This window comes from Frigoribacterium sp. PvP121, assembly GCF_017833115.1.
Taxonomy (GTDB): Bacteria; Actinomycetota; Actinomycetes; order Actinomycetales; family Microbacteriaceae; genus Frigoribacterium; species Frigoribacterium endophyticum.
In genome coordinates, this window is record NZ_JAFIBR010000001.1 from 1,157,129 (window position 1) to 1,176,080 (window position 18,952).

General features: G+C 74.5%; 13 protein-coding genes and 1 tRNA gene. 9 read left to right on the top strand and 5 right to left on the bottom strand.

Features of this window, described 5'->3' with window-relative positions; genetic code table 11:
• Window positions 1-29: 29 nt before the first annotated feature.
• The 3 genes from JOE43_RS05435 (at window position 30) to JOE43_RS05445 (ending at window position 2,288) form a co-directional block, all read left to right on the top strand.
• Entirely contained in the window at window positions 30-716 is a 687-nt protein-coding gene (locus tag JOE43_RS05435; protein WP_209515493.1) for an MSMEG_4193 family putative phosphomutase, read from the top strand.
• Window positions 717-821: 105 nt separating this feature from the next.
• Entirely contained in the window at window positions 822-1,487 is a 666-nt protein-coding gene (locus JOE43_RS05440; RefSeq protein WP_185231242.1) for a DUF3090 domain-containing protein, read from the top strand.
• A gap of 33 nt (window positions 1,488-1,520) precedes the next feature.
• Window positions 1,521-2,288, top strand: a complete 768-nt coding sequence (locus JOE43_RS05445; protein WP_209519072.1) for an SCO1664 family protein — start codon at window positions 1,521-1,523, stop codon at window positions 2,286-2,288.
• A 90-nt stretch (window positions 2,289-2,378) separates the two neighbouring features.
• Here JOE43_RS05445 and JOE43_RS05450 read toward each other — a convergent pair whose 3' ends face one another.
• Both JOE43_RS05450 and JOE43_RS05455 read right to left on the bottom strand, forming a co-directional pair.
• Window positions 2,379-4,382: a VWA domain-containing protein gene (locus tag JOE43_RS05450; protein WP_209515496.1), complete on the bottom strand. Its 2,004-nt coding sequence runs from the start codon at window positions 4,380-4,382 to the stop codon at window positions 2,379-2,381.
• A complete protein-coding gene (locus tag JOE43_RS05455; RefSeq protein WP_056052084.1) occupies window positions 4,375-5,760 on the bottom strand; it encodes an AAA family ATPase in 1,386 nt (461 codons plus the stop codon). Before JOE43_RS05455 ends, JOE43_RS05450 begins: the two co-directional genes overlap by 8 nt.
• A gap of 370 nt (window positions 5,761-6,130) precedes the next feature.
• Between JOE43_RS05455 and JOE43_RS05460 the strand changes: the two genes are divergently transcribed.
• Window positions 6,131-7,162: a glycoside hydrolase family 6 protein gene (locus JOE43_RS05460; protein ID WP_209515499.1), complete on the top strand. Its 1,032-nt coding sequence runs from the start codon at window positions 6,131-6,133 to the stop codon at window positions 7,160-7,162.
• A 20-nt stretch (window positions 7,163-7,182) separates the two neighbouring features.
• On the opposite strand, the gene JOE43_RS15900 is transcribed toward JOE43_RS05460, so the two are convergent.
• Complete coding sequence (locus tag JOE43_RS15900; protein WP_209515502.1) at window positions 7,183-8,991, bottom strand: serine/threonine-protein kinase; 1,809 nt, start codon at window positions 8,989-8,991, stop codon at window positions 7,183-7,185.
• Between the two features lie 266 nt (window positions 8,992-9,257).
• Between JOE43_RS15900 and JOE43_RS05470 the strand changes: the two genes are divergently transcribed.
• A complete protein-coding gene (locus JOE43_RS05470; RefSeq protein ID WP_307803252.1) occupies window positions 9,258-10,691 on the top strand; it encodes an LCP family protein in 1,434 nt (477 codons plus the stop codon).
• A 527-nt stretch (window positions 10,692-11,218) separates the two neighbouring features.
• Window positions 11,219-11,308: transfer RNA gene (locus tag JOE43_RS05475), tRNA-Ser, on the top strand.
• A gap of 63 nt (window positions 11,309-11,371) precedes the next feature.
• Here the strand turns inward: JOE43_RS05475 and JOE43_RS05480 are convergent.
• Window positions 11,372-11,989 (bottom strand): Pr6Pr family membrane protein, encoded by a 618-nt coding sequence (locus JOE43_RS05480; RefSeq protein ID WP_209515509.1) that lies wholly within the window; start codon window positions 11,987-11,989, stop codon window positions 11,372-11,374.
• 113 nt (window positions 11,990-12,102) lie between these two features.
• On the opposite strand from JOE43_RS05480, the gene JOE43_RS05485 reads away from it, so the two are divergent.
• The 3 genes from JOE43_RS05485 to JOE43_RS05495 all read left to right on the top strand — a co-directional run bounded on the left by JOE43_RS05485 (window position 12,103) and on the right by JOE43_RS05495 (window position 17,519).
• Window positions 12,103-14,724: an ATP-binding protein gene (locus JOE43_RS05485; RefSeq protein WP_209515511.1), complete on the top strand. Its 2,622-nt coding sequence runs from the start codon at window positions 12,103-12,105 to the stop codon at window positions 14,722-14,724.
• The gene (locus tag JOE43_RS05490; protein WP_056052098.1) at window positions 14,721-15,431 is read left to right on the top strand and encodes a response regulator; all 711 of its coding nucleotides are present in this window, start codon (window positions 14,721-14,723) and stop codon (window positions 15,429-15,431) included. The genes JOE43_RS05485 and JOE43_RS05490 overlap by 4 nt, the downstream gene beginning before the upstream one ends.
• 273 nt (window positions 15,432-15,704) lie before the next feature.
• The gene (locus JOE43_RS05495; RefSeq protein ID WP_245187373.1) at window positions 15,705-17,519 is read left to right on the top strand and encodes an amino acid transporter; all 1,815 of its coding nucleotides are present in this window, start codon (window positions 15,705-15,707) and stop codon (window positions 17,517-17,519) included.
• A gap of 38 nt (window positions 17,520-17,557) precedes the next feature.
• On the opposite strand, the gene JOE43_RS05500 is transcribed toward JOE43_RS05495, so the two are convergent.
• A complete protein-coding gene (locus JOE43_RS05500) occupies window positions 17,558-18,646 on the bottom strand; it encodes a hypothetical protein (protein ID WP_209515514.1) in 1,089 nt (362 codons plus the stop codon).
• Window positions 18,647-18,952: the final 306 nt, after the last annotated feature.

Here is an 18,952-nt window from a genome sequence, read left to right on the forward strand (position 1 = left end):
CCCCGGCGGCCGGTGTCTAGGCTCGGGGCATGGCCACCGTCATCCTCGTCCGTCACGGGCGCACCACCGCCAACGCGAGCGGAGTCCTCGCCGGGCGCACCCCGGGCGTCCTGCTCGACGACGTCGGGCACCAGCAGGCCGTCCGCACCGGCGAGCGGCTCGCCGTCGTGCCGGTCGTCTCCGTCGTCTCGAGCCCGCTCGAACGGTGCCGCGAGACCGCCGGTCACATCCTCGACCGGCAGGAGGGCAGCCCGACGACCCCGGTCGAGGAGGGCATCTCCGAGTGCGACTACGGCGACTGGCAGGGCCGCACCCTGAAGGAGCTCAGCGCCGAGCCGCTCTGGGCGACCGTGCAGGGGCAGCCCTCGGCCGTGACCTTCCCCGGCGGCGAGTCCATGGCGGGCATGCAGGCGCGGGCGGTGGCGGCGATCCGTCGCCACGACGCCGCCGTCGAGGCCGAGCACGGCCCGGGCGCCGTCTGGGTCGCGGTCAGCCACGGCGACATCGTCAAGTCGGTGCTCGCCGACGCGCTCGGCATGCACCTCGACCTCTTCCAGCGCATCGCGGTCGGCCCGGCGTCGGTCTCGATCGTCCGGTACGGCACGAGCCGCCCCGAGGTCCTCGCGACCAACACCGACTCGGGCGACCTCTCGTGGCTGCGCGCGGCGGCGCCCGCGGCGGACGCCGCCGTCGGGGGAGGCGCGGGGCACGAGTGACGACCGGCACCGTCGACGAGGCGGCCGGCCCGCCCGCCGGCACCGCGACTCCCGCCCTGCACGCAGCCTGAGCCGGGCCGGCCCGCCGCTCGTAGGATGGGCGGCATGCCCACCATCGTCCACGGATTCGACTGGCCCGACCGGATCGTCGTCGGCACGATCGGCCAGCCCGGTCAGCGCGAGTTCTACCTCCAGGTGCGCGACGGTGCCCGTCTCGTCAGCGTCGGCCTCGAGAAGCAGCAGTCCGCGGCCCTCGCGGAGAAGATCGACGAGATCCTCGACGAGCTGAGCTCGCGGGAAGGCACCTCGCTCACGATCCCCACCGTCACCCCGGTCGAGCTCGTCGACAACGAGCCGCTCGAGCAGCCCGTCGAGCCGGAGTTCCGCACCGGCGCGCTCAGCCTCGGCTGGGACCCGACCACGGCCCAGGTCGTCATCGAGGCGTTCCCCGTCGTCGAGCTCGACGACGACGAGTCGGAGGCCTTCTCGGCGGCCCTCGCCGCGGCCGAGGCGGACGACGACGAGGCCGCAGTCGAGATCGAGGTGGAGGCCCCCGAGCTGCTGCGCGTGCGCATCCCCGTCGGCACCGCCCGGGCGTTCGCGGCCCGGACCCACGAGGTCGTCGGCGCCGGCCGCCCCCTCTGCCCGCTCTGCGGCACGCCGATCGACCCCGAGGGCCACGTCTGCCCGGCCGCCCCCGGCCTCGGCGAGATCGGGCCCGACGACCTCGACGACCTCTTCGACGGCGACCGGCCCGACGGTCGGCCGTAGGCCGTGACCGCCGTCCCCGAGCCGGACGCGCCCGTGCCCGGAGATCCCGTCCCGTCGGGCGACCTCGAGCTGACGGGGCGCGTGCGCATCGCGTCGAACGACACCTTCGTCGGCACGATCGACGGCACGGCCGTCGTGTACAAGCCCGTCGCGGGCGAGGCGCCCCTGTGGGACTTCCCCGACGGCACCCTCGCGGGCCGCGAGGTCTCCGCCTTCCTCGTCAGCGAGGCGTTCGGCTGGGGCGTCGTCCCGACGACGTGGCTGCGCGACGGGCCGCTCGGCCCGGGCATGGTCCAGCTCTGGCAGGAGGTCGACCCCGAGCAGTCCGCGGTCGACCTCGTCTCGAGCGACGAGGTGCCCGAGGAGGGCTGGCTGCCGGTGATCGACGGCACCGACGAGCGCGACCTGCCGGTCACGCTCGTCCACGAGGACTCCGCGGCGCTCCGCCGCATGGCCGTCTTCGACGTCGTCGTCAACAACGCCGACCGCAAGGGCGGCCACGTGCTGGCCCTGCCCGGCGGGCACCGGCACGGCGTCGACCACGGCCTCACCTTCCACGTCGAGCACAAGCTGCGCACCGTGCTCTGGGGCTGGCTCGGCGACGAGCTCGCCCCCGACGAGCTCGAGGGGCTCGCGCGCGTGCGGACCGACCTCGACGGAGCCCTGGGGGAGGCGCTGGCCGAGCACGTCACCCCGCTCGAGATCCGCGCGACGATGGCCCGGTGCGACCACCTGCTGTCGTCCGGTCGCTTCCCCGAGCCCCGCGGCCACGGCTCCGCCGTGCCCTGGCCGTTGTTCTAGGGGCTGCGCCCCACGCCGGGTCGTTCCGTGCCGTGTCACGGGTCGCACCGTGCCGCTCGAGGCGGGCGGCGCGGTGCGACCCGATGGGGTTCAGGCGGCGCGGCCGGGGCCCGGCTGCCGCCCGTCGAGGTAGGACTCGACCACCGCGGCACCGAGGTCGTCGGCCTCCGGGGCGACGACCGTGCCGCCGACCCGACGTGCCATCGCGTCGACGAACCGGGCGAGGCCGGGGTCGTCGCCGAGACGGAAGATCGTCGTCTGCGCGCCGAGGCGCATCGAGGCGTCGAGCTCGCGCACGGTGACGGCGATCGTCAGCGGCGCCGGCGGGTAGTCGAACCACGTCGCCCCGTCGGCCTCCAGGTGGGAGGTCGGCTCGCCGTCGGTGACGATGAGCAGCACGGGCTGCGCGGAGGGGTGCCTCCGGAAGTGGCGGTTCGCGAGCAGCAGCGCGTGGTGGAGGTTCGTGCCCTTCTCCCACTTCGCGTCGAGGCCGACGAGCTCCTCGATCTCCATCGTCCGCGCCTCGCGGCCGAAGCCGATCAGCTGGAGGTCGTCGCCGCGGAACCGACTGGTGACCAACGTGTGCAGCGCCAGCGCCGTCCGCTTCATCGGCACCCAGCGGTCGTCCATCGCCATCGAGAACGAGGTGTCGACCAGGAGGGCGACGCACGCCTGAGTCCGGGCCTCGGTCTCCTGCACCTCGACGTCGCCGATCTCGATGCGCACGCCGTCGCGGGTCGACCCGCCGCCGCCGGCCACGCGCGTCACGGCGTTGGTGACCGTCCGGGTGACGTCCCAGGGCTCGGTGTCGCCGAACGCCCATTCCCGCGTCGCGCCCGACCGCTCGCCGGCCGCGCCCGCCCGGCGGACGTCACGGGCGCCGCGTCGGCCGGAGACCGTCTCGGCGATGTCACGCAGCAGCGCCTTGCCCAGCTGGCGCATCGCCTTGGGCGTGAGGCGCAGGCGGCCGTCGGCGGCCCTCGACATCGTGCCCGAGTCGCGCAGGGCCTGCTCGAGGCGCTGGAGGGCCTGCGCGTCGACCACCGCCTCCTGCCCCAGCTGCCGGGTGAGGGCGTCGAGGTCGAGGTCGTCGAGCTGGGAGCCGGGGCCCGTCTGCGCGAGCTGCTCGGCGAGGGCGTCGAGGTCGGCCAAGTCCTGGAAGACACCGGTGCCGTCGCCGAGGCCCATGCCCTCGCCGCCGCCGAACTGCTCCGAGCCGCCCCAGTCTTCTCCGGGGCGGAGCCCGCGGAGCACGTCGTCGAGCTGTGACAGCTGGCCCATGAGCTCGGGCGAGCCGAAGGCCTGCTGCGCGAGCGCGTCGAGCTCGTCGCGCTGCTCGGGGGTCAGCGAGTTGCGCAGCCGCTGGGCGGCCGCCGCGCGGGCCGCGAGGGCGTCGATCAGCTCGTCGACGGTCTCGGGCCCCTCGGGGAAGGCGTCGCCGTGCGCGGCCATGAAGTCGTCGAACTGCTGCTCGACGTCGTCACCGCGCCGGTGGGCCTCGAGGAGGTCGGTGAGGTCGGCGAGCATCTGCGTCGTCGCGGCACGGTCGGCGTCGGTGGCGCCCTCGAGCGCCTGCTTCATGCCGGCGAAGCGCTGGTCGAGCAGCTCACGGCCGAGCAGGTCGCGGATGGCGTCGTAGTCGGCCTGGGCCTGTCGGCTCTGCCAGCGGTAGCCCGCCAGCTCGGCGACGGCGGCGGCGGGCGACGGGGGCAGGCTGTCGAGCTGCAGCTCGGCCAGCGCACGGTCGGCGTCGTCGAGCTCGACGTCTCGCGCGAGCTGGCGGCGCTCGTCGAGCACCGCGCGCTCGAGCAGCGCCGCCACCTCGCGCAGCGTGCCGTCGAGGTCGGTGCCCCGCGTGAGCTCCCGGCGGCGCTCGGCCACGCGACGGGCGAGGTCGTCGAGGCCCCGGCCGTCACTGCCGCCGCGGCGCAGGAACTCGCGCAGCGCCGCCTCGGGCGACCGCCCCGCCATGACGTCCTCGCCGACGGCGTCGAGGGCCTCGCGCAGGTCGACCGGCGGGGCCAGAGGGTCGGGCCCGCCGTCGAACCTCCGGTAGCTCGAGCCGCGCCCGAGCCGCCGGTTCGCCCTAGCCATAGACGGCCTGCCCGTCGCCCGCCTCTTTGCTGACCCGGCGGGCCAGCCAGAGGCCCTCGAGCGCGAGCTCGATGGCCCCCGCACGCTGCCCGTCGCTGGTGGCGCCGAGACGCTCCGCGACCCGGTCGTAGAGGTCGGATTCGCCGAGCGAGGGCAGCCCGGCGAGGAAGTCGCGCGCCGTCACCTGCTCGCCGGTCGTCACCATGCGGCCCGCCTCGAGCGCGTCGACCAGCAGGTCCAGGTCGACGCCCCGCAGGTGCGCGCGCACGGCCTCCGCCGTGGCCGTCCGCAGCAGGTGGTCGAGGATCTCGTCTTCTCGCCCCTCCTCGCCCGACTCGAACTCGATCTTGCCGCCGAGCACGTCGACGGCCGTCTCGAGGTCGATCGGCCGGGCCACGGCCTCGGGCTCGCCCTGGCGCGTCGCGCGGTGCAGCGCGGCCGCGGCGATCGTCTCGGCCCCGGCGATCGCGAAGCGAGCGCTGACGCCGCTGCGCTGGTCGACGGAGGGCGAGTCGCGGAGGGCGCGGGTGAAGCGGGCGAGCACCTCGACGAGCACGTCGGGCACCTCCGCCACGAGGTCGGCCTCCTGGCGGATCACCGCGATCTCGTCGTCGAGCTCGATCGGGTAGTGGGTGCGGATCTCGGCGCCGAACCGGTCTTTCAAGGGCGTGATGATGCGGCCCCGGTTCGTGTAGTCCTCCGGGTTCGCGCTGGCGACCACGAGCACGTCGAGCGGGAGCCGCAGCACGTAGCCGCGGATCTGGATGTCGCGCTCCTCCATCACGTTGAGCATCGCGACCTGGATGCGCTCGGCCAGGTCGGGCAGCTCGTTGACGGCGACGATGCCGCGGTGGCCGCGGGGGATGAGCCCGAAGTGGATCGTCTCGGGGTCGCCCAGGCTTCGGCCCTCGGCCACCTTCATCGGGTCGACGTCGCCGATGAGGTCGGCGACGCTCGTGTCGGGCGTCGCGAGCTTCTCGACGTAGCGCTCGTCGCGCCCGCGCCAGGCGACCGGCAGGTCGTCGCCGAGCTCGGCCGCCCGGCGGACGCTCTCGGTCGTGATCGGCTCGAACGGGTGCTCGCCGAGCTCCGAGCCCTCGATCACCGGCGACCACTCGTCGAGCAGGCCCGCCAGGGTGCGCAGCAGGCGCGTCTTGCCCTGGCCCCGCTCGCCGAGCAGCACCACGTCGTGGCCGGCGAGCAGGGCCCGCTCGAGCTGGGGCAGCACGGTGGTCTCGAGCCCGTGCAGCCCGGGCCAGGGGTCTCGGCCCTCGCGCAGGGCGGAGAGCAGGTTGTCGCGGATCTCGGTGCGGAGCGGTCGCAGCCGGTGCCCGGAGGCTCGCAGCTCGCCGACGGTCGTCGTCGTGGGTCGTGTCACGCGAGCGACGGTACGCCTGACCACCGACGTCCACCAGGGCCCGGGGCGGGCGCCGGGTCGGCTCGCGGCCGGCACCCAGGGAGCGGGCGGCGCGCTGCCGGCCCGGGTGCGGGAGGCGTGCAGCCACCGTGCCCGCGACTCCCACGGCTCCCGGGGTCAGCCCCCAGGAGGCGCGGGCCGGGTCGGCCGGAGGGGGGACGACGGGCGTGCCCCCACCCCCGAAGACGGGCGGCGCCGGCACCGCACGGGGGCTTGAGGCGCACGGGGGCCCGTGCTGCACTGACGGCACCAGGTCGGCGTCACCCGCGTCCGTCGCCTGGTCGACGGGTGCTCCGCCCCGCCGCCCTCCTCACCGAACGGAACCCACCCCGTGACCTCCCTCGCCCGCCGGGGCGCGGTGCTCGGGGCCGCCGTCGCGCTCGCGACCGGCCTCGTCGCCGTGCCCACCGCCTCCCCCGCCGACCCCGCGGCCGCGGCGACCGCCGCGTCGTCCGCGACCGTCACCGCCGCCACGATCCGCACGGCCTCGGCCGGCACCGTCTACCGAGGCGGCCTCTACGTCGACCCGACCGGCGCCGCCGCGACGGCGGCCGCGCAGCTGCAGGCCGCGGGCCGCACCACCGAGGCCGCCGCGGCCCGGACGATCGCCGACCAGTCGATCGCGACCTGGCTCGGCAGCTGGTACGACGACGTCATGCTCGTGAAGGTCGTGCAGCGCACCCTCGCCGCCGCCGAGGCGAAGGGGCGCACGCCCGTCTTCGTCACGTACGAGATCCCCGGCCGCGACTGCGGCGGCTGGTCGGGCGGCGGGGCGGTCGACGACGCCGCCTACCTGCGCTGGAACCAGCTCGTCGCCGACACCCTCCGGGGCCACCGCGCCGTCGTGCTCGTCGAGCCCGACTCGCTCGGCCACCTCGGCTCGTGCCCCGAGACGACCACGACCCGGACCGCGACCCTCGCCGCCGCCGTCGCGGCCCTGGCCGACGCGGGCGTGCCCGCCTACCTCGACGGCGGCAACTCGAACTGGGTCCCGCCCACCGAGATGGCCGCCCGGCTGAAGGCGGCGGGCGTCGACCGCGCCCGGGGCTTCTTCACGAACGTCGCGAACTACTACGGCGTCGACCCGGAGCGGGCCTACGCCGACAAGGTCTCGGCGGCGCTCGGCGGCAGCCACTACGTGATCGACGTGTCTCGCAACGGGAGGGGCTGGAAGGGCACCTGGTGCAACGCCCCCGGTGCGGGCCTCGGCCAGACCCCGCGCGTGACGGGCGGCACCACCGGGCTCGACGCCCTGCTCTGGGTGAAGACGCCCGGGGCCAGCGACGGGCCCTGCAACGGCGGCCCCCCGGCGGGGCAGTGGTTCCCGGCCTACGCGGTCGCGCTGGTCGCGAACCGGAAGTAGGAGGCGCGGGGCGGGCGGGCTCAGTCGGTCGCGGTGCCGGGGCCCTTGCCCTTGTCCTTGCCGTTGCCGGGGCCGGTGACGACCGTGGCGTCGACTCCGGGAACGGCGGCGCCGGCGCCGGTGGGCTTGCCGTTGCCGTTGCCGTTGCCGGTGCCCTGTCCGGGCACGGTGCCCGACGGCGGCGTCGCCTGCCCGGGCCCGCCCTCGTCCTCGTCGGGCTCGTTCTCGTCCTCGTCCGGCTCCTCCTCCGACGGTGCGGGTGCCGTCGTCTCGGGCGCGGGCGCAGGCGCAGGCGCGACGGTGGGCTCCGTGCTCGGCGACTCCTCGGCGGGAGCCTCCTCGGTCGGGGCGACGCTCGGCTCCGGGCTGGTCTCGGTCGTCTCGAGCGGGGCGGTCGGGTCACCGGCGGGGTCGCTCCCACGCCCTGCCCCGAGGGCGAGGGCCACGGCGGCCAGCACGGCGAGCAGCACGACGGCGACGACCACGCCGACCAGCACGCGACGGCGGCCCGGTCGCTCGTCTTCGCCGCTGTTGCCCGCGGCCCCCGAGGAGGCGCGGGTCGACCCGAGCGGTGAGGTCGCGGCCCCGGCGGCCGCGGCGGCCCCGGCCCCCGCGGCGGCCCCGGCCGATCCGGCAGGCGCGAAGCGTCGCGTGGGGGCGTCGTCCGACGGCAGCGCCCGAGTCGGGGCGTCGCCGGCACCGGCCGCGGGGTCGAGACGGGCCGTCGGGGAGCCCCCGACGGGGAAGCGGGCGGTGGGGGCGTCGTCGGCGGGCATCGCGCCGGTCGGCTGGTCGGCGCCGGTGCCGGCTCCTGCTCCGGTGGCCCCGGCTGCGGCGCCGGCACCCGCGGCGAGACCGGCACCCGCGGCGAGGCCGGCCCCGGCGGCGAGGCCCGCCACGGCAGCGCCGCCGGCCCCGCGCCCGTCGCCGGTCGCCCCGGGGGCCGTCGCCGCGCCTCCCGCACTCGCTCCCGCGGTCACGACGGGCGCAGCCGCGGCGCGCGCCTCGCGCAGCACGTCGAGGGCGGTCGGGCGGGCCGCGGGGTCGCGGGCCGTCATCGCCGTGAGCAGGGCCTGCCAGTCGGCGCCGACCGACGCCGGCACGACCGGGTCCCGGCTGAGGCGGGCGCTCAGCGACTCCATCAGCGTGCCCGGGAACTCGCGGCGGCCCGTGACCACCTCGAGCAGCACGAGGCCGAGCGACCAGATGTCGGAGGCCGTGCCGACGTCGCCGCCGAGGGCCTGCTCCGGGCTGAGATAGGCGGCGGTGCCGAGAACGGAGCCCGGCGCCGTGAGGCGGGTGGCCCCGCTGAGCTGGGCGATGCCGAAGTCGGCGAGCAGCGCGCGGAACTCCTGGCCCGGGACGGGCGACGGCGCCAGCAGCACGTTGCCCGGCTTGAGGTCGCGGTGCACGATGCCGGCGGAGTGGACGACGTGGAGGGCCTCGGCGAGGTCGGCGGCCATGCGCTGCACCTCGTCGCCCGCGACGGGGCCGTCATGCAGGCGCCGGTCGAGCGTGGGGCCGTCGACGAGCTGCATGACGAGGTAGGGGCGCTCGTCGCCGTCGACGACCGCGACGTCGGCGTCGTAGAGGGTCACGAGGGCGTGGTGCTCGAGCGAGGCGAGCAGGTCGATCTCGGAGTGCGCCCGCCGCAGGTCGTCGGCGTCGCCGCTGTTCGGCGCGAGCAGCTTCAGCGCCACCGGGCGCCGGAGAGCCGTGTCGACGGCGCGGTACACGGTGGCCATGCCCCCGCGCCCGAGGACGCCGTCGAGTCGGTAGCGGTCGCCCAGGAGGGCTCCGCTCAGGTCACGGCTGCGGTCGTCGCCCATGTCGTCCCTCCGGCAGGTCGACTCCCCACTGTAGGCGGGGACCGCACCACCGCGTGCGTCGAGGCGGGGGCCGGCGGGGCCGCGGGCCGTCCCGGGCGGGCCCCCGGCGCGGCACCCCCAGAGAGGGGCTTCGTCGGCCCGTTCCTGTGGCGGGCACCTAGGGCGCTCTGTCTACAATGCCTTCTGCCCGCCCATCGCACGGGCGCCGCCGGCCTCCTCGTGAGCGTGCCGGTCGTGTGCCCGCGACGACCGAGAGGACCCCCTGCGTGAGCGATCTCCGCGACCGACGTGACCGACGTGACCGCTCTCCGCGACGTGACCGCGCGACCGGGGGCCACGGTGCCGGCCGGAGCCGCACCACGCCCGGCCCGGCCGACGAGACGGTGCACCTCTCCCGGCGCGCGGCGAGGTCGGGCTCGACGGGGATCGCCCGCCACGGCCGCCTCCGCTCGGGCGGCCCGGTCGGCGGCGTCGCCAAGATCCTCGCCGGGGCCCTCGCCGTCGTGCTGGTCAGCGGCGCCTCCGTCGGGGCGATCGCGGCCTACCAGGTGAAGAGCGACCTCGGCACCGGCGTGGCCCTGCCCGCGGCCAAGGGCGAGACGAAGGCCCCGGAGGCCCCGTCGATCGCCGCGTTCGAGGGCGGCTTCAACATCCTCGTGGTCGGCACCGACAACGACGCCTCGCAGGACGCCGCGGCGTTCGGCGAGCGTGACGCGACCCTCAACGACGTCAACATCCTGCTCCACGTCTCGGCCGACCACACCAACGCCACGGCCGTCAGCATCCCGCGCGACATGGTGGTGCCCATCCCCGCCTGCGCCCGCGAGGACGGCAGCGGCTACTACTCGGCGATGTCGGCCCGGCCCATCAACGAGGCCTGGTCGTACGGCGGACTGAGCTGCGTGGTCTCGACCGTGTCGGCCCTCACCGGCCTCGACATCCCCTTCGCCGGCATGATCTCGTTCAACGGCGTCATCGAGATGTCGAACGCGGTCGGTGGCGTGCCCGTCTGCGCCGCGACGCCGATCACCGACCGCTACACCGGGCTCGACCTGCAGGCCGGCGAGACCGTGCTGTCGGGGGCCGACGCCCTGGCCTTCCTGCGCACCCGTCACGGCGTCGGCGACGGCTCCGACCTGGGCCGCATCAGCAGCCAGCAGGTCTACCTGTCGTCGCTGCTGCGCACCGTCAAGAGCGCCGACACCCTCGGCGACCCGACGAAGCTCTACTCCCTGGCCCGCGCGGCGGCGAGCAACATGACCCTCTCCGAGGGCCTGACGAACGTCACCACGATGGTGCAGATCGGCAGCGCCCTGAAGGACCTGCCGCTCGACGCGGTCAACTTCGTGCAGTACCCCGGCACGACCGGCGGCACGGGCGTCTACGCGGGCAAGGTCCAGCCGACGACGTCGGTGGCGACGCAGCTGTTCGACGCCATCGCCGCCGACGTGCCGTTCACCCTTCCCGAGGGCAGCACGGGCATCGGCTCGGAGACCACCGAGACCGCGGCGCCGACCGACCCGGGGGCGGCGGCTCCGGCACCTGCCGACACCGCGACTCCTGCGCCCACGGCCGCGCCCACCACCGACGCGGGCACGACGACGACCACGCCGCCGGCCGCGGGGTCGACCGAGGTGATCACGGGGCTCACCGGCCAGACGGCCGCTGACCAGACCTGCTCGGTCGGGTTCGGCAAGTAGGTCGCGAGGCCTACAGGCGGGCCCGAGGTGTGACCGGGAAGTCGTCCCGGCGAGTAACCAGCTCGCCGGGACGACCCGGGTCTCACGCGGCGGCCCGAACCGGCACGCATGAGGGGCCCTGCGGCGCCGGGATCAGGGGTTCGGCGCCGCAGGGGGACGGAGTCGACGTCGCTGTCGGCGGGGGTGTGCCCACCGCGGGCGTCGGGTACGCTCGCGGAGTCGGGGTGGCACGGTGACGCGCTCGGGCAGCGGGGGAGTGTCCGGCAAGGGGTGGACGTGCTCGTGCTGTCGAGCTGCCGCACCTCCGCCGTCGTCGGCGTCAGGGGTACTCTATGTGTCCGCATAATGGCGGACAAGCCGGTCGTGGCCCCCAGGAGGGGGGCTTGCGGGTGAATCACGGGTGAGAGACCACGGCCCGACCGACCGTCGAGCGGCGGGGCACGCGGTGCAGGAGGCGCGGTTCGGCAGATCGCGCTCGGCCCGCTATGATCGTCGGTGCGCGCTGTCGTCCATGACCCAGCGCTCGAGGAGCCGTCGCATAGTTCGGCCTAGTGCACCACCCTGCTAAGGTGGAGTTCCCTTTGTGGGAACCGTGGGTTCAAATCCCACCGGCTCCGCTGGAAAGCCCCGATCGAACACCTCTCGCCAGGTGCCGACCGGGGCTTTCCTTCGTTGACGGATCAGATCCGGGCGCGGCGGCGGCGCCCGACCAGGACGACCAGCGTCGCGAGCACCGCCAGGGCGACGACCAAGGCGACCAGGTAGAGCGCGACGCCGCCGACGCCGCCCACGGCCGACGGGTCGTAGAACGGGTACGGGTAGAACCCGATGACCGCTCCGCGGACGAGCGAGTACACGCTGTACACGACCGGGTAGACGAGGCACACGGCGGCCGCCCACCAGGGAAGGCGCCGCTCGGGCGGCCACACGACCCAGTCGACCAGCACCGCCACCGGCATCAGCATGTGCACCACGACGTTCACCCACGGTACGAGGGCCCCGACGTCGAGGCCCGCCAGCAGCACGTTGAAGACGATGCCCACGAAGACCATGGCGACGACCGTGCCGGCCCGCACGACCGACCAGGCCCGGGTGTCGGGGGCGCCGCGGGCGACCCTGATCGCCCCGACCGCGAACACGACGGTCGCGAGCAGGTTGCTGAGGTTCGTGAAGTACGAGAAGAAGTTCGCGATCGAGGAGTCGTCCACGAGCGTCACCCGGAACTGCGCGGCCACCGCCGTGAGGGTGAGCGCCGCGAAGACGAGGCGGTAGACGATCGTGACGGGGCCGGGGCGCATGGGCCGACCCTAGCGCTCGCCGTGCGTCCTCCCCAGGTGGACGCGTCGCGGTGCCCTCCCCGGCGCGATGGGCCCTCGACGCCCCGGTCGTGCGCGGGTGCGATGCTGAGCGCATGACACGAGGACGACTGCGGGTGCTGCTCGGCGCGGCACCGGGGGTGGGCAAGACCTACACCATGCTCGAGGAGGGGCGTCGGCTGCGCGACGAGGGCAAGGACGTCGTCGTCGCGGTCGTCGAGACGCACGGCCGCGCCGCGACGGCCTCGGTGCTCGGCGACCTCGAGGTCGTCCCTCGCCGCGTCGTCGAGCACCGCGGGGTCGAGCTCGACGAGATGGACCTCGAGGGCGTGCTGGCGCGTCGGCCCCAGCTCGCCCTCGTCGACGAGCTGGCCCACACGAACGCCCCGGGCGGCACGCACGACAAGCGCTGGCGCGACGTGCAGGTGCTGCTCGACGCCGGCATCTCGGTCATCTCGACCGTCAACGTGCAGCACATCGAGTCGCTCAACGACGTCGTCGAGCAGATCACCGGCACGGTGCAGCGCGAGACGGTGCCCGACGCCGTCCTGCGGTCGGCCGACCAGCTCGAGGTCGTCGACCTCGCGCCCCAGGCGCTGCGCGACCGCCTGGCGGCGGGCGACGTCTACCCCGCCTCGCGCGTCGACGCCGCCCTCTCGAACTACTTCCGCCTCGGCAACCTCACGGCCCTCCGCGAGCTCGCGCTGCTCTGGCTCGCCGACGAGGTCGACAGCGCCCTGAAGGCCTACCGGGTCGAGCACGGCATCGACAGCCCGTGGGAGGCACGGGAGAGGGTCGTCGTCGCGCTCACCGGCGGTGCCGAGGGCGAGACGCTCGTGCGGCGGGCGGCCCGCATCGCGGCGCGGTCGGCCGGGGGCGAGCTGATCGCCGTCCACGTCAGCAGCCAGGACGGCCTGCGGCAGGGCGTGCCGGGAGCGCTCGCGGCGCAGCGCGCCCTCGTCGAGAAGCTCGGCGGCACGTACCACCAGGTCGTCGGCGACGACGTGCCCCGGGCCCTGGTCGAGTTCGCCCGCGGCACGAACGCCTCGCAGCTCGTCATCGGCGTCAGCCGGCGGGGGCGGGTCGCGACGGCGCTCACGGGCCAGGGCATCGGCGCGACCGTCATCCGCGAGTCCGGCCAGATCGACGTCCACATCGTCAACCACGACTCGGCCGGTCGGGGCTGGGCGCTGCCGCGGATCGGCGGCGCCCTGTCACGAGGGCGCGTCCTCGCCGGCTTCGCCCTCACGCTGCTCGGCGGCCCGCTGCTCGCGTGGCTGCTCGTCGGGCACCGCAGCGAAGACGGCATCGCGGGCGACGTGCTGCTCTTCCAGCTGCTCGTCATCGTGGTCGCCGTCGTCGGGGGACTCTGGCCCGCGCTCGTCGCGGCCCTGCTCTCGGGCGTGGCGCTCGACCTGCTCTTCATCGCGCCGGTCTACGAGCTGACCATCGCCGAGCCTCTCCACTTCCTGGCCCTGGTGCTCTACGTCGTCAACGCGGCCCTCGTCAGCTGGGTCGTCGACCAGGCGGCCCGGCGCAGCAGGGCGGCGGCGCGGGCGCTGGCCGAGACCGAGCTGCTCGCCACCGTGTCGGGCAGCGTGCTGCGCGGGCAGGACGCCGTGCAGGCCCTCGTGGAGCGCACGCGAGAGGCGCTGGGCCTGACGCGCGTGCGGGTGCTGCAGGGCGACGTCGAGCTGGCGTCCTCCGTCGCCCCGGCCGGGGCCGCCGGGGCGGCCCCTCGGCCCGCGCCGAGCTCCGACGCCGACTCCGACTCCGACTCCGTGGCCACGCTGCCTGCGGGGTCGGGGGCTGCCCTCGAGCTGACCGGCGGCGGGCTCCAGGCGGCCGACCGCCGCCTCCTCGTCGTGGTGGCGGCGCAGGTCGAGGCGGCGCTCGAGCACTCCGCCCTGAGCCGCGAGGCCGGCCAGGTGGCGCCGCTCGCCGAGGTCGACCGCATGCGGAGCGCCCTGCTCGCCGCCGTGGGGCACGACCTCCGACGCCCGCTGGCCGCGGCGACGGCGTCGATCAGCGGGCTGCGCCAGGCCGACGTCGACTGGAGCGACGCCGACCGCGACGAGCTGCTCTCCACGGCGTACGAGAGCCTCGAGTCGCTGGCCGCCCTCGTCACCAACCTGCTCGACGTGAGCCGCGTCCAGGCCGGTGCCCTGGCCGTCTCGACCGACGACGTCGACGTCGACGAGGTCGTGCTCGGGGCGCTCGACGAGCTGGGGCTCGGCCCCGCCGACGTCGAGCTCGCGCTGCGGGCCTCGGTGCCGCCCGTGCGGGCCGACCGCGTGCTGCTGCAGCGGGTGCTGGTCAACCTGCTCGACAACGCCCTGCGGTTCTCGCCGGAGGGGCAGCGGGTGCGCATCTCGACGAGCGGCTTCGCCGACCGGGTGGAGGTGCGGGTCGTCGACCGGGGGCCGGGCATCCCTCCCGAACGACGCGGCGAGATCATGACGGCGTTCCAGCGGCTGGGCGACACCGACAACGCGACCGGTCTCGGGCTCGGGCTCGCGCTCAGCAAGGGCTTCACCGAGGCGATGTCGGGCACGCTGACCCTCGACGACACCCCGGGCGGCGGGCTGACGATGGTGGTCTCCCTGCCCGACGGCGACGGCGACGGCGACGGCCTCCGGGATCCTGACGCGATCCCTACGCCGGGGGCCCTCGCCGTGGCCGGGGCGTCGGGTACGGTCGGCGAGGAGGAGCCGTGAAGATACTGATCGCCGACGACGACCCGCAGATCCTGCGGGCGCTCAAGGTGACCCTGGGGGCTCGGGGGTACGAGATCCACACCGCGGCCGACGGCCGCGAGGCGCTCGACGCCGTCGTCGCTCACCGCCCCGACCTGGTGATGCTCGACCTCGGCATGCCGCGGCTCGACGGGGTCGAGGTGATCGCGGGCATCCGCGGCTGGTCGACCGTGCCGATCCTCGTGGTCTCGGGGCGCACCGACGCGGCCGACAAGGTCGAGGCGCTCGACGCGGGCGCCGACGACTACGTGACGAAGCCGTTCGCGATGGAGGAGCTGCTGGCGCGGCTCCGGGCGCTCACGCGCAGGCTCGCGCCCGGCGACGACGACGCGCCCGTCGTGGCCTTCGGCGACGTGCGGGTCGACCTCTCGTCGACCACCGTCACCCGGGGCGGCGAGACGGTGCGGCTGACCCCGACCGAGTGGCGCGTGCTCGAGCTGCTGCTGCAGAGCCCGGGCAAGCTCGTCACCCGTGAGACCCTGCTGACGCAGGTGTGGGGTCCGTTCCACGCGAAGGACACGGGGTACCTCCGCCTTTACTTCGCGCAGCTGCGCAAGAAGCTCGAGCCGGTGCCCGCGACTCCGCGCTACCTCGTGACCGAGCTCGGCATGGGCTACCGCTTCCTGCCCGACGAGACCCCCGCGGGGGAGGCCCGCCCCGAGTCCTAACGCGATCCTCACGCCCGCTCGGCTCCCGGCGCACCACCGGGGCTTAGCGTGGTGTGCGCGCGCCGTCCCGAGGCCGCGCGAGCGAGAGGTCCGACCGTGTCCACAGTCTCCGAGAAGTCCGGCAGTGGCGCCGATGCGCTGGAACCGCAGCCGACCCCGGTGGCCGGCGCGCGCCTCCGGAACTGGCTGCTCGACGGCCTGACCGAGAACTCCGGCGCCCACCAGGGCCCGCACGCCGAGAAGGTGGAGAAGACCCACTCGTGGTGGCGCGTGATGTGCCTCACCGGCGTCGACTACTTCTCGACCCTCGGCTACCAGCCGGCCATCGCCGCCGTCGCCGCCGGCCTGCTGTCACCGCTCGCGACGATCGTGCTCGTCGTGCTGACGCTGCTCGGCGCGCTGCCCGTCTACCGTCGCGTGGCCCGCGAGAGCCCGCGTGGTGAGGGCTCCATCGCCATGCTGGAGCGCCTGCTGCCCTGGTGGGGCGGCAAGCTGTTCGTGCTCGTGCTGCTCGGCTTCGCGGCCACCGACTTCATGATCACCATCACGCTGTCGGCGGCCGACGCGACGGCGCACGCGGTCGAGAACCCGTTCACGCCCGAGTGGTTCCACGGGGCAGAGGTGCCGATCACGCTCTTCCTGGTCGCCCTCCTCGCGGCGGTCTTCCTCCGCGGCTTCAAGGAGGCGATCGGCATCGCCGTCGTGCTGGTCGGCGTCTTCCTGCTGCTGAACCTGGTCGTGATCGCCGTGTCGATCTTCCACGTGGCCGAGAACACGGTGGTGATCGGCAACTGGTGGCAGGCGCTCACGGTGCAGCACGGCAACCCGGTCGTGATGGTCGGCATCGCGCTCATCGTCTTCCCGAAGCTCGCGCTCGGGCTCTCCGGCTTCGAGACCGGCGTCGCGGTCATGCCGCAGATCACCGGCGACCCCGACGACACCGACGAGCGGCCCACCGGGCGCATCCGCGGCGCTCGGCGACTGCTCACCACGGCGGCCCTGATCATGAGCTCCTTCCTCATCCTGTCGAGCTTCGTCACGACGCTGCTGATCCCGCAGGAGGAGTTCCAGTCCGGCGGGTCGGCGAACGGCCGCGCCCTGGCGTACCTGGCGCACGAGTACCTCGGCAACGGCTTCGGCACGCTCTACGACGTCAGCACCATCTGCATCCTCTGGTTCGCCGGCGCCTCCGCCATGGCCGGGCTCCTGAACCTCGTGCCGCGCTACCTGCCCCGCTACGGCATGGCTCCGCAGTGGGCCCGGGCCGTGCGGCCGCTCGTCCTGGTCTTCACGGTGATCGCGTTCGTCATCACCATCGTCTTCGACGCGGACGTCGACGCCCAGGGCGGGGCCTACGCGACGGGCGTCCTCGTGCTGATCACCAGCGCCTCTGTCGCGGTGACGCTCTCGGCACGTCGTGCCCGTCAGCGCAAGCGCACGATCGGCTTCGGCGCCATCGCGCTCGTGTTCGTCTACACGACGATCGTCAACGTCGTCGAACGGCCCGACGGCGTGCGGATCGCCGCGATCTTCATCGTCGGGATCATGGTGGTCTCGCTCGTCTCGCGGGTGCGGCGGTCGTTCCAGCTGCGGGCGACGTCGATCACGTTCGACGACACGGCGCTCGGCTACGTGCGGGAGGACGCCGACGAGTACGGCTCGATCCGGCTCATCGCGCACGAGCCCGGCCGCGAGGTCGCGGAGATCTACAAGAAGAAGCTGACGGCCGAGCGGCGCTACAGCGGGATCCCGCAGCGGGCGCCCGTGATCTTCGTCGAGGTGCACCCGGGCGACTCGTCGAACTTCGAGGAGGACCTCGTCGTCACCGGCCACGTCGTGCACGGCTACCGAGTTCTGCGGGTCACGAGCGGTGCGGTGCCGAACACGCTCGCCTCGGTGCTGCTGGCGATCCGCGACGAGACCGGGGTCGCGCCCGACATCTACTTCGAGTGGACCGAGGGCGGGCCGCTGTCGAACATGGGCCGCTTCCTGGTCACGGGCGCCGGCGAGGTCGCCCCGGTGACGCGCGAGGTGCTCCGCCGCGCCGAGCCGAACCGCTCCCGCCGCCCCGACGTGCACGTCAGCTAGCCCGCCGCCGCCGTTCGCCTTTCCGCACCCCGTTCCGTTCAACGCACCCCCTCGTAACGAGGTTCATCGAACGGAACGGGGTGCGGAGGGGGTGCGTCGAACCGAAGCCGAGCGGCGGCGGTCGCCGAGCGCACTCGGCGGGGGTCCAACCGCACCCCCGCGTCCTGGAGCAGAGTGGCGAGGCGCTGAGGGGCGGTCACATCGCCGTAGTCGCAGTGGACCACCCCGGCGATCTCCGGCAGCTGCAGCAGGCGTCGATCTCGACGGTTCTGGTTCCGGACCACGACCGCCGCGGTCCTTCCTGCGAGCATGACAGGGTCGTGGTACTTCACGAGGCCGTCCAGTTCCACCGCGACGTCCCAGTCCGTGAGGAAGGAATCACAGCGCCCGACGAACACCCCTCCTGAGCTGAAGGACCGCTGCAGCTCCACGGGGCCCGCACCCAGCTCGTGGAGGGCGATCCTCATGAGCGACTCCCCGCCGTTCTCCGCCCAGGGCGATGCGAAGTCGATGGCGCGAGCGGCTCGGAGGCTTCCTCGGGTCGACCTGGCCTCGGCGGCGGCCATGAGCGCGCGCTTCTGGTCAGCGAGGGCCTCGTCGACCGCCGCTCCGTCCCGGTGCCCTTTCGGCAGGAGTTCCCGGCGCAGGAAGGCGTCGAGGCAGAGGACCGCATCGGCGAACGGGGCGCAGCGTGCGAGGTCGATCACCGTCCGGGCTGCTGTCGTGACCGGCATCCCCTGCACCACCACCTGGTCGCTCGGGTCGAGACGTCCGGGACGGCGCAGGAGGTGGGCCGATGTCTTGGTCGTGGTCCGCCGAGGGTCGATCACGTCGACGCGAGCAGGGACCTCCAGTCGGACCCGGGGCATGTCGTGCAGGACCGACGCGGATCGATGCGACACCACGCACTCGGCGGAGAGGCCCGCGGTCACGGCACGGACGCGGATCACGTGTCGGCCTCGAGCGTCGAGGCGCGACCACGTCTCTTCCTCCACGTAGACCCCGCGGTGCACCCTCCGCAGGACGCCCGCTGCCGCACCGCGCCGGAGGCCGAGCGCCGCGTCGTGGTCGCCGTGGGTGGCTGCGAAGAGGAGACGGACGAGAAAGGGATCCGGGGGAGAGTCCATCGTGGCAGGGTCTCGCCTCGCTGCGCGCAGGTGTGGCGTCGTCGCGCGGCTCGACCGTTCCGGTGGCGACGCGCATCCTGGGGAGGGATGAGCACTGCACCCCGTTCCGTTCAACGAACCCACTTACATCGGGGTTCGTTGAACGGAACGGGGTGCGTCGGACATGCCCGGGGGCATGCGGTACGCGCCCGGGGGCACCCGGGCGGGGCGGGGAGGGGCGGGGAAGAGGAGGGGCGGGGCGGGTTTGGGGGGGCGGGGGGAGGGGTACGGGGGCGAGCGGACCGCTCAGCTTGGCCCGCGCCTCCC

Coding starts and splice junctions, on each gene's coding strand:
- JOE43_RS05435 (WP_209515493.1), top strand. CDS start 30: ATGGCCACCGTCATCCTCGTCCGTCACGGGCGCACCACCGCCAACGCG.
- JOE43_RS05440 (WP_185231242.1), top strand. CDS start 822: ATGCCCACCATCGTCCACGGATTCGACTGGCCCGACCGGATCGTCGTC.
- JOE43_RS05450 (WP_209515496.1), bottom strand. CDS start 4,382: ATGGCTAGGGCGAACCGGCGGCTCGGGCGCGGCTCGAGCTACCGGAGG.
- JOE43_RS15900 (WP_209515502.1), bottom strand. CDS start 8,991: ATGGGCGACGACCGCAGCCGTGACCTGAGCGGAGCCCTCCTGGGCGAC.
- JOE43_RS05480 (WP_209515509.1), bottom strand. CDS start 11,989: ATGCGCCCCGGCCCCGTCACGATCGTCTACCGCCTCGTCTTCGCGGCG.
- JOE43_RS05485 (WP_209515511.1), top strand. CDS start 12,103: ATGACACGAGGACGACTGCGGGTGCTGCTCGGCGCGGCACCGGGGGTG.
- JOE43_RS05495 (WP_245187373.1), top strand. CDS start 15,705: ATGTGCCTCACCGGCGTCGACTACTTCTCGACCCTCGGCTACCAGCCG.
- JOE43_RS05500 (WP_209515514.1), bottom strand. CDS start 18,646: ATGGACTCTCCCCCGGATCCCTTTCTCGTCCGTCTCCTCTTCGCAGCC.